Genomic DNA, 10,505 nt, shown 5'->3' on the forward strand with positions numbered 1-10,505 from the left:
TATATAGATACTAGCCTCTGCAAACTGTGTTTTGCAAGTGTAAATGAGACATTTGGTATCAATATAAATAATCACTACGGCCTGTGATCAGGAGAGGCTTTTGTGTCTGATCACATTTTTAACATCTCGGTCACAATTGGGTGTTAAGAAAAATGGCCTCAAAAATTCCTGCTGAAATCCCTTTAAAAACAGAGACTGCAATTCATTGAAATGTTAATTAGATGTTGTTGCATCGGCGTGCGCTGTCAATTTATTGAGACTTTTAGTATTGATTTCGCTTTGACACATGTGAGGGAGAGTGATTACTCTTTCACTAGCTGAAATATATTTCACCAATGCGTAACAAACTTCACGGGGTGATGTATTTTGCTAAACCAACACGGTGGCCATACAGGGCAGGTCACCAATTACAAGAACGTAGACCGCTTATCGAAAACAAGGAGAGTGGGATGAAAATGCAATTTCAGTTAAACCCTACGTTAAAGCGTGTTGTCGGTATCGCAGCGCTGTCAGTTGCATCGCTGCTTACAACAACCGGTACAGCAAGTGCGGAGGGTGATGCACCATTCCGTTGTAAGCCGGGTGAAACCTATTACATGAATGTCATGGTAAGTGGGGTTGAGTACTGGTTCCCTGTATATGAGATGATGAAGCAAGCTGCACAGTCAATGGGTTGTAAGACCGTTTATACCGGTACCCCAGAGTATGACGTGAACAAGCAGCTGGCCTCATTTGAACAGGTGCTGGCGAAAAAGCCGGCGGGCATCCTGCTTCACCCAATGAACCCAGACCCATTTATTGAGCCAATCAACCGCGCAGCAGAAATGGGTATTCCTGTTGTGACCTTCGCAGCGGATTCACCAAACAGTAAGCGTGTTTCCTTTATTACGTCTGACAACTTCCAGGAAGGTAAGTACGCAGCAGACGCAGTAGCAGAAGCCATGGGTGGCAAGGGCGAATATGCCGTACTGGAAAACCCAGGACAGGACAACCACGACCGCCGTATTTCTGCCTTTATCGATCGTATGAAGGAAAAGTGGCCTGACATGAAGCTCGCTTCCCGCGCAGCAAGTAACCAGGATCCAACGAAAGCCTACAACGCGGTAATGACCATGGCACAGGCTCACCCGAACCTGGGTGCGGTATTCATGCCTGAAGCAAACTCAGCGCTGGGTGCTGCGCAGGCAGCCAAAGAGCTGGGTGGCAAAATCAAGGTTATGAACGCAGACGTGAATGCCAAGATCCTTGACATGATCAAGTCAGGCGAAGTGTTCGGTGCGGTTAACCCTAACCAGGGTATGCAGGGCTACATGGGCATGATGATGCTTTATATGGCCGCGCACTCTGACCTTATCGACCCAATGAACGACTACAAGCGTTCTGGCTACAACCCAATGGGTATTCCATTCGTTGACAACGGCTTTGCCATTGTCACCAAAGAGAATGCTGATGACTTCTCATGGGACAAGTACCTGGAGAAGCGTGGCACCAAAGGTATCAATGAGTAAGCGGTACCTATTTAGATAGACCTTGCTTTTTTGATGGGGCGCCCTCCGCCCAAATAGGTGCAGGCGCGAGGGTTAGCCCCCTTTTTGAATTACCCTGCCGGGAAGACCCGGATTGTGAAACGGCAACTAGCCCAGGAGCTGAACGTGCAAACTACGACACCGGTTCTTGAAATTAAAAATGTGCGGAAGACCTTCGGTTCCACTGTCGCGCTGTCTGACGTGAGCTTTACCCTAATGCCGGGTGAGATTCATGCGCTGGCAGGTGAGAACGGGGCGGGAAAATCCACCCTGATGAAGATCATCGACGGCATTTACCAGCCGGACAGCGGTGACATCCTCATTGAGGGCAAGAAAACAAAAATCGCCGGACCACTTGAAGCACAAAAACTTGGAATCGGATTTGTTCATCAGGAAATCGCCCTTTGCCCGGATTTGAGCGTGGCTGAAAACATCCTGATGGCGAAAACCAACTCATCTAATGCGTTCTTTATGGATTTTAAGTCTCTCTATAAAGAAGCAGAAGCAGCCATCAAACAGTTGGCTGATATTGACCCTAAATCCCGGTTGGATGAATTGAGCATATCTAACCAGCAGCTGGTGGAAATTGCCAAGGCACTGACCCAGGAATGCAAAATTCTCATCCTTGATGAGCCGACAGCGGCACTGACAGAAAACGAAGCGCAGATTCTGTTCCGCATTATGCAGGAGCTTAAAGCGAAAGGGATCAGCGTTATCTACATCAGCCACCGGATGGTGGAGGTGTTCGAGCAGTGCGACCGCGTGACGGTGTTCCGCGACGGCAAGCTGATCACCACTGAGGTAGTAAAGGAAACCACGCCGGATCAGGTCGTCAACCACCTGGTTGGACGGAAACTGACAGACCTCTACCCGGATAAATTTACCGGGGACATTGAAAATAACCCGGTATTGCTGTCGGTGAGAGGGATGACTGACGGCAGTCGTTTCCGCGATGTCAGTTTTGATGTCCATGAAGGCGAAATCTTTGGTATTGCCGGACTGATTGGCGCGGGGCGTTCTGAAGTCGTTAAGGCTATCTGTGGCCTCCAGAAGCGCAGTGGGGGAGAGATCGCTTACCGAGGGGAGTCAGTCTCGATCACCAATTACCAGGACGGTATCGCCAACGGCATCGTGTACCTGTCTGAAGACCGCAAGGAAAACGGTGTCTTTCTGGAGTTGTCTATTGCGTCAAATGTCTCGGCGCTTAACCCGGAGCAGGTATCTGCCAACGGCCTGATTAACCGCGTTGCGGAGAACGAGCAGGCGCAGACGCTGACCGATGAGCTGAACCTCAAGTCAGCAGGTATGGATGCCCCGGTTTCTTCACTCAGTGGCGGTAACCAGCAAAAGGTGGCAATAGCCAAAATGCTCTCCATTAACCCGAAGGTGATCATCATGGATGAGCCGACCCGGGGGATTGATGTCGGGGCTAAGTCAGAAATACACAAAATGATTAGGGATCTGGCAAACAAGGGGGTATGCGTGATTGTGATTTCCTCCGAACTGCCGGAGGTCATCGGTCTGAGCGACCGGGTCATGGTGATGTGCGAGTCCGAATGTGCAGGCATCCTGCGCGGACAGGACATCACGGAAGAAAACATCATGCATCTCGCTTCAGGTGTCGATAAACACCGAGCAGCAGTGAACCAATGATTCGAAAAATGGAGAGACAAATGAGCAACGACGTTCTTACGGATAAAGGACCGAACAGCGAATCAAAGAGCATGCTCGGCAACCTGTTTTCCCGCACCAAGAATATGCGTGAATTCACCCTTATCCTTATTATCCTTGGTCTGTTTGTGACCATGAGTTTTGCCTCGCCCTACTTCCTGACGTGGGCGAACATGAAAGCCATGCTGCTGTCGTTTTCGACTGAAGGCATTGTGGTTGTTGGTATGACCCTGCTGATTATCGTCGGGGGGATAGACCTCTCAGTGGGGGCAGTAATGTGCCTTGCCATGGTTTTTGCCGCCAAGCTGTTTATCGTGGGAATGAACCCCTGGCTTGCCAGTCTGGCGTCTATCATCATGTGCGGTGGTATCGGTTACCTGATGGGCTTGTGCGTCACCAAAATTGGCTTGCACCACTTCATTGTCACCCTGGCGTTTATGGGGCTGGCAAGGGGCTTGAGCATGATCATTACCCAGGGTACGCCAATTTCACTGTTCTCCCTGCCGCCGGAATTTAAGTTCGTCGGTCAGGGTACCCTCTATGGCGTTCCGTTCTCGATCATTATCTTCTTTGTCGTGGTGGTGATTTCTGACTACCTGCTGAGAAATGCAACCGCATTCCGCAAGGTGTTCTATACCGGCAGTAACGAAAAAGCGGCAGAGTATTCCGGTGTACGCACTGACAAAGTAAAGCTCTGGGTAACGGTAATGTGTTCTGCGCTGTGTGGCCTGGGCGGCATTATCTATATGTCCAAGTTCGGTGCGGCAACCCCTAACTTCGGTGTCGGGCTGGAACTTAACATCATTGCTGCGGCAGTTATCGGTGGTGCCAGCTTCAACGGCGGCCAGGGGTCAGTATTTGGTGCCATTCTGGGTATCGCGCTGCTGAGCGTAGTGTCCAGCTCCCTGATCCTTCTCGATGTCTCGGTCTATTGGCAGGACTTTATTAAAGGCTTGATCCTTCTGGGTGCGGTAGCGCTTGACCACATTCTTAACCGCAAACCTAGCTGAGCATAATTAGAAATAAGGAGTCTCTGTGGCTTTCAATAATCACAACACAAAAAGCGTCGACAGGCTGACCCGAAAAGTTCTGACCATGCATTTTCTTGAAAATGTCAGTCAGTCGGATATCTCCAAGGAGCTGTCACTCTCCCCGGCAAAGGTGAACCGGATTATCCGGAGCGCATGGGATGAAGGGCTGGTGGAAATCAGCCTCAATATCGGTGGTGCGGATGCGGCGGAAAGCGAACAACGCCTGGTGACGGAGAGCTCGCTTCACGAGGCAATTCTCTCACCTTCTGTGTCGAGTGATCCGGTGGTGAACTTTCGGCTGGTGGCGGAAACCGCAGCAGATTACCTGCTGGACAGGTTGCGGGACGGGGACGTGATTTGTGTCAGTGGCGGAAAGGCAATTTCTGCTCTGGTTGAGGTTATTAAGCCAAAGCGAAGCTACAACGTGACAGTTGTTCCGGCAACCGGTGGGGTACAGGGCAAGTTCTTTACTGACGTAAACCACCTTGCCTACACCCTGGCGGAAAAGCTGGGCGGACGCTCCATGCAACTGCATGCCCCGCTGTTTGCCGACAGCCGTGAAGACAGAGACATCCTGCTGGAAATGCGAGCCTGTAAAGAGGTGCTGGAACTGGCGCGTACGGCAGATATAGCGCTGGTCGGCATCGGGGCGGTTGCCAAAGGGTCGGAGAGTTACTTTGACCTTCGCCCAATGAGTGACGAAGAGAGGAACAAAGTCATCGCGTCAGACTGTGAAGGGGAAATGCTGGCTCACCTTATAAACCGCCATGGTGAATCCAGTGTCAGCAGTCTGGATGACAAGCTGGTTGGCCTGACGTTGGATGACCTGAGAAAGATCCCACTGAGGATCGGTATCGCAGCAAGTAAAGACAAGATTCTGCCGGTCCGTTCTGTGTTGAATGGCGGGATGATTACCACCCTGGTGTCTGATGAAGCCACAGCCACCTCGGTGCTCGAAATATTAAAGGACTAAAACAATGAAAAAACGCACGTTAGGCAGTACGGAAATTCAAACGTCAGTGATCGGCCTGGGGACCTGGGCGATGGGTGGCTGGATGTGGGGCGGCACCGATGAAGAGAAAGCGGTAGCGGCAATTCGAGAATCCCTTGACCAGGGTGTGAGCTTGGTGGATACCGCCCCGGCGTACGGCCTTGGCCGTTCAGAGCGTCTGGTGGGCGAAGCCATAAAAGGCCGTCGCGAGGACGTGGTACTCGCAACCAAATGTGGCCTTGCCTGGCATACCACCTCCGGGAACCACTTTTTTGAGGAAGAAGGTGAGCAGGTTCACCGCTACCTGGGGGCTGATTCCATCCGTTATGAAGTTGAGCAAAGCCTGAAACGCCTGCAGACGGATTATATCGATCTCTATATCACCCACTGGCAGGATCCGACAACGCCGATTGCAGAAACCATGGGTGCACTGATGAACCTTAAAGAACAAGGGATCATCAAAGCGATTGGTATCAGCAACGCTTCACTGGATGAACTCAAGGAATACCAACGCCACGGTGCGGTTGATGCCATCCAGGAAAAATACAACATGGTTGATCGCTCCCTGGAAGCGGAGTTGCTTCCCCATGCGATTGAGACCGGCGTCTCCTGCCTGAGTTACTCATCACTGGCACTGGGTCTGTTGTCCGGAAAGATCACCGCTGCGACCCAATTCAATGGCGATGACCTGCGCATCAACGATCCGCTGTTCTCTCTGGAAAACCGCGCCATTGTCCAGCAGTTCTGTGAAGAAATTGCCCCTGTTGCCAACAAATTGGGTGTGACCATTGCCCAGTTGGTCATTGCATGGACGGTACAACAGCCTGGTGTCACTTACTCATTGTGTGGTGCACGTAACCCGCAACAGGCGGCGGAAAATGCCGTTGCAGGCAACGTTGAACTCAATGATACAGACCTTGCAACCGTAACCGCTGCTGTTAATTCGCGCCTTAGCCAGCTTCAAGCCGGTTAATGGATCCAGACAACTCAGGGAGTGGCTTATGCAAAAGGGAACGGGCAATCACACCCTTGAGGGGGCAGGGTTCCATCGTGCACTGGATGGTATTGAAGACGGTGAGGTGTTTGATGCTGTGGTAATCGGGGGCGGTATCAATGGCATCGCCACCTACCGGGAGCTGTCCCTGCAAGGGCTTAATGTCTTACTGGTTGAAAGGGATGACTTTTGCAGTAAGGCGAGTGCAGCACCTTCAAGGATGATCCATGGTGGGTTGCGCTATCTGGAAAACGCAGAGTTTGACCTCGTAAAAGAGTCGCTGTTTGAGCGAAACCGGCTGTTGGAAAATGCGCCTCATTACGTGAGGCCGTTGGAAACCCACATTCCGCTTTACTCGTGGTCTGCGGGTTTATTGTCGGCCGGTTTGCGCTTCTTTGGCCTGAACCAGAAAACGTCAGACCGCGGGGCATTGGTTGTTAAAACCGGGCTTGCGATTTATGACTTCTTTACCCGGCGTGACCAGATTATGCCGAAACACAGCCTGTATACCTTGCGTGAGACCCGGCGTCGCTGGCCCGGTTATGCGGAAGCCGTGAAGTGCAGTGCAAGTTACTACGATGCATGGATCAGTGCACCGGAGCGGCTGGCCATTGAGCTCATACAGGATGGGGAACAGAACCAGAACAAACCACATGCCCTGAATTATACCGAAGCAAGAATCGGGCATGATGGCAGCGTCATATTGACCGACAAAATTACAGGCAATGAGAAGTCTGTTGTCAGCCACCACATTGTGAATGCCACAGGTGCGTGGATTGACCTTACCAACGAAGGTGTAAACCTTGCCTCCCGGTATATCGGCGGGACCAAAGGATCGCACATTATCGTTGATAACCCGGCGATGGTTAGGGCGCTTGATGGTGCCATGGTTTACTACGAAAACGCGGAAAACCGCGTCTGCATTATGTTCCCTTACCTTGGGAAAGTGCTGATTGGCTCCACGGATATCCCTGTGTCAGATCCGGATTCAGTCATCTGCACGCAGGAAGAGGTCGATTACATCCTGACCTCCGTAAAGCACATCTTCCCGGATGTGGAGATACGCGAGGAAGACATCTGTTACCGGTTCAGTGGCGTTCGCCCGTTGGGCACGGCGAATACTGCATCGACAGGACAGATACCCCGCAGCCATGCATTGAAGTGTGATGTGCTTGAAACCGGAGAGCAAAACAGCAGTGAACCGCTACGGGTTTACTCGATGGTAGGTGGGAAATGGACAACTTTCCGCGGATTTGCAGAGCAGGCATGTGACACCGTGTTGGCCGAGCTCTCCAAGCCGCGAAAGGTATCAACAAGAGATAGAAGAATTGGTGGTGGCAAGGCGTATCCGATGGGTAAAACTGCCCTGGATATTTACCTGAAAAACCTCCGGGATGAATACCAGATTTCTGCTGAACGTGCGTCCATATTGCTGTCGCGATATGGCACGGCATGTGAAGCAGTCCTGAGCTTCATTCAGGCAGGCGAGGATACGTCTTTGTCATCCCTTCCCGAATACAGCGTCCGCGAGCTCACGTATCTCGTCAAAACAGAGTACGTGGTCAAACCGCTGGATCTTATTCAGCGCCGCAGCACCATTGCCATTGAAGGCAAGGTGAACCCGGCAGTATTGGCAGAAACAACCCTGCTACTCGCACAATTGCATGGTTGGGATGACACCCGCACAGCCGAGGAATACAAAGAGGCGGCAGAATCACTTAATTACCATAACGGATATGACATTGACCCAGCCGGCATGTTTGGCAGGGAATCTATTGATAACTCAGGGAAAGTACTATGCATGTAGAAAGTAATACTCAGAATGCCGGTAAGGTATTCCAGAGTAAAAAAGTGCGCATGAACCGCCTGTTTAACAACGGTAAATGCCTGGACGTGGCCATTGACCATGGTGTCTGTAATGAGCCGTCGTTCCTTGATGGGCTGGAAAATATGCCGGCGGTGGTGGATCAACTGATTAAGGCCGGGCCAGATGCTATCCAGATGACTTACGGTCAGGCTGACATTCTGCAGGAAGTGAACGGTAAAAATAAACCTGCGCTGGTAATGCGTATAGACCTCGGCAACCCTTACAACGCCGAGCGCCACCGTGTTATGTGGGCACTGTTGCAAAACCACAGCGACCCAGTTTTGCAAGCCGTACAGATGGACGCAGCTTGTGTTGTGGTGAACCTCTTTATGCTGCCCGATGAGCCGGATCTTTTCCGCCAATGCGTTGAAAATATCAGCCGGGTAAAACTGGACTGCGAAAAGTACGGTATGCCACTGATGATTGAGCCACTTGTGATGCAGCCGAATGACGGCCGTGGTGGCTATATGGTTGACGGCGACTGCGAAAAAATTGTCACGTTGGTGCGCACTGCCCGTGAATTGGGAGCAGACATTATCAAAGCGGATCCCACTGCCAATGCGGATGATTTCCACAAAGTTGTGGAAGCAGCTCGCTGCCCGGTATTGGTTCGTGGCGGTGGTAAAGATGATATTGAAAGCGTGTTTTCCAAGGCGCGTGCCCTTCTGGACCAGGGCGCGGTTGGCATGGTTTATGGACGCAATATCTATCAACACCCGAACCCAGGCAAAATCGTGTCTGCCTTTATGGCGATGATTCATGACAATGCCTCTGTCGCAGATGCGATGGGAATTTACCAAGGTTAAGGAAAACAGCAAGTATGACAACAAAGTACGTTCTCGGGATTGATTGTGGGAATACAGCTGTTAAAGCTGCGGTGTTTGATTGCAAGGGACGTGAAATCGGTTCTCGTGCCGAACGGGTAGAAACCCGCTTTCCTCAGCCTGGGCATTCCGAAACCGACATGATTGGGCTTTGGCACAAGTGCGCGTCCGTCGTCGCGGCGGCGCTGACTGAGCTGAACATCCCGCCAGAGGACGTACTTGCCGTTGGCGTGAGTGGTCACGGCAACGGCGCTTACCTGCTTGACAATAACCGCGAGCCTTTGCGGGCTATTCAGTCACTGGACAGCCGCGCAGAGGCTCAGGTGAACCAGGACAAAACAAGCCAGGATTACCCGAGGCTCAGCGAACTGAACCGGCAGGGCGTATGGCCTTCCCAAACTGCCACTTTGCTGAAATGGCTCAAGCACAATGAGCCGGCAACTTATAGCAATATCGGTGTGGTGCTTTTTTGTAAGGACTACATCAATTTCTGCCTGACCGGTGAATGCCATACAGAATATGGCGATCTCAGTGCATCCGGTTTATACGATTACACAAGCGGTGACGTCAGCTCTGACCTGCTGTCTTTGCTCGGCATAGAAGAGATGAAGGACCGCATTCCAACGACGCTGTGGAGTGAAAACACTGTCGGCCATATTACACGGTCTGCCTCTGAACAGACTCGGTTGCCGGTTGGCACGCCTGTAGTAGGTGGATTCTTCGATGTTATTGCCAGTGCTGTGGGCAGCGGTGTGTGGGATACCGCTGATGCCTCTTTAATTACCGGTACCTGGAGCATTAACCAGGTAGTCAGCGATACCATTCCTCACCCGGATATTTTTATGTCCAGCGTATTTCCCGGTGGCCGCTATATGGCGATGGAAAACAGCGCGACGTCAGCCTCCAACCTGGAATGGTTTGTCAGTGAGTTCTTTGCACCGGAAAAACAGGTTGCGCAGAGTCTGGGGAAATCGGTTTTTGAATTCTGTAATAACGCTGTCGAAAACGTAAAACTGGCGGAAAACCTGCCTCTGTTCCATCCCTATCTCTATGGTTCCAGTGACCTTGCATCAGCCGGGGCCAACTTCTTTGGTCTGGCTGGCTGGCATACAAAGTCTGACCTTCTCTATGCCGTCTATGAAGGCATTGTGTTCGGTCATTTGGAACATTTCTTGAAACTGAACAAAGCCGGGTTGCATTTCGACAATGCCGTTTTAAGTGGCGGTGGTGCCCGGAGTGAATTCTGGTGCCAGTTATTTGCCGATGTTTTAGATATCCGTATTGCTGTGACACCTTGTGGGGAAACTGGTGCAAGAGGTGCAGCAATGGCGGCTGCATACGCCGGGGGCGTGTACGAAACCTTTCAAGATGCGGTACGGAATATGAGCGGTGAGTACCGCTATTTCCACCCGGATAAAACCAAACAACCAGTGCTGAAGGCGCGTTTTGAGCGATACCAAGCCGTCAGCACGTTTATTAACAGTGGAATTTAACTTTTACAGAGAAAGACCAAAAGGAGGGTAGAACTAACATATTGCAACGCAATTTGGTGACCAAATTGGAAATGTACGCAGACAACAAGAACAACAATTTCCAGAGAA

At 51.3% G+C, this 10,505-nt stretch carries 8 protein-coding genes; all 8 read left to right on the forward strand.

What is annotated here, in order from left to right; genetic code table 11:
- Positions 1 to 449: 449 nt before the first annotated feature.
- The 8 genes from NF212_RS06830 (at position 450) to NF212_RS06865 (ending at position 10,397) form a co-directional block, all read left to right on the forward strand.
- Positions 450 to 1,508, forward strand: a complete 1,059-nt coding sequence (locus tag NF212_RS06830; protein WP_434360027.1) for a substrate-binding domain-containing protein — start codon at positions 450 to 452, stop codon at positions 1,506 to 1,508.
- A gap of 114 nt (positions 1,509 to 1,622) precedes the next feature.
- Positions 1,623 to 3,179, forward strand: a complete 1,557-nt coding sequence (locus NF212_RS06835; RefSeq protein WP_434360029.1) for a sugar ABC transporter ATP-binding protein — start codon at positions 1,623 to 1,625, stop codon at positions 3,177 to 3,179.
- 20 nt (positions 3,180 to 3,199) lie between these two features.
- Positions 3,200 to 4,207, forward strand: coding sequence for an ABC transporter permease (locus tag NF212_RS06840; protein ID WP_434360031.1), 1,008 nt, complete (start codon positions 3,200 to 3,202; stop codon positions 4,205 to 4,207).
- A gap of 25 nt (positions 4,208 to 4,232) precedes the next feature.
- Entirely contained in the window at positions 4,233 to 5,201 is a 969-nt protein-coding gene (locus NF212_RS06845) for a sugar-binding transcriptional regulator (protein ID WP_434360033.1), read from the forward strand.
- 4 nt (positions 5,202 to 5,205) lie between these two features.
- Positions 5,206 to 6,192: an aldo/keto reductase gene (locus NF212_RS06850; protein ID WP_434360035.1), complete on the forward strand. Its 987-nt coding sequence runs from the start codon at positions 5,206 to 5,208 to the stop codon at positions 6,190 to 6,192.
- Positions 6,193 to 6,220: 28 nt separating this feature from the next.
- The gene (locus NF212_RS06855) at positions 6,221 to 8,020 is read left to right on the forward strand and encodes an FAD-dependent oxidoreductase (protein ID WP_434360037.1); all 1,800 of its coding nucleotides are present in this window, start codon (positions 6,221 to 6,223) and stop codon (positions 8,018 to 8,020) included.
- The gene (locus NF212_RS06860) at positions 8,011 to 8,886 is read left to right on the forward strand and encodes a class I fructose-bisphosphate aldolase (protein WP_434360039.1); all 876 of its coding nucleotides are present in this window, start codon (positions 8,011 to 8,013) and stop codon (positions 8,884 to 8,886) included. Before NF212_RS06855 ends, NF212_RS06860 begins: the two co-directional genes overlap by 10 nt.
- Before the next feature lie 14 nt (positions 8,887 to 8,900).
- Positions 8,901 to 10,397 (forward strand): FGGY-family carbohydrate kinase, encoded by a 1,497-nt coding sequence (locus tag NF212_RS06865; RefSeq protein WP_434360041.1) that lies wholly within the window; start codon positions 8,901 to 8,903, stop codon positions 10,395 to 10,397.
- Positions 10,398 to 10,505 lie beyond the last annotated feature (108 nt).

The sequence above is a fragment of the Parasalinivibrio latis genome (assembly GCF_036825535.1).
In the GTDB taxonomy this organism is placed as follows: domain Bacteria; phylum Pseudomonadota; class Gammaproteobacteria; order Enterobacterales; family Vibrionaceae; genus Parasalinivibrio; species Parasalinivibrio latis.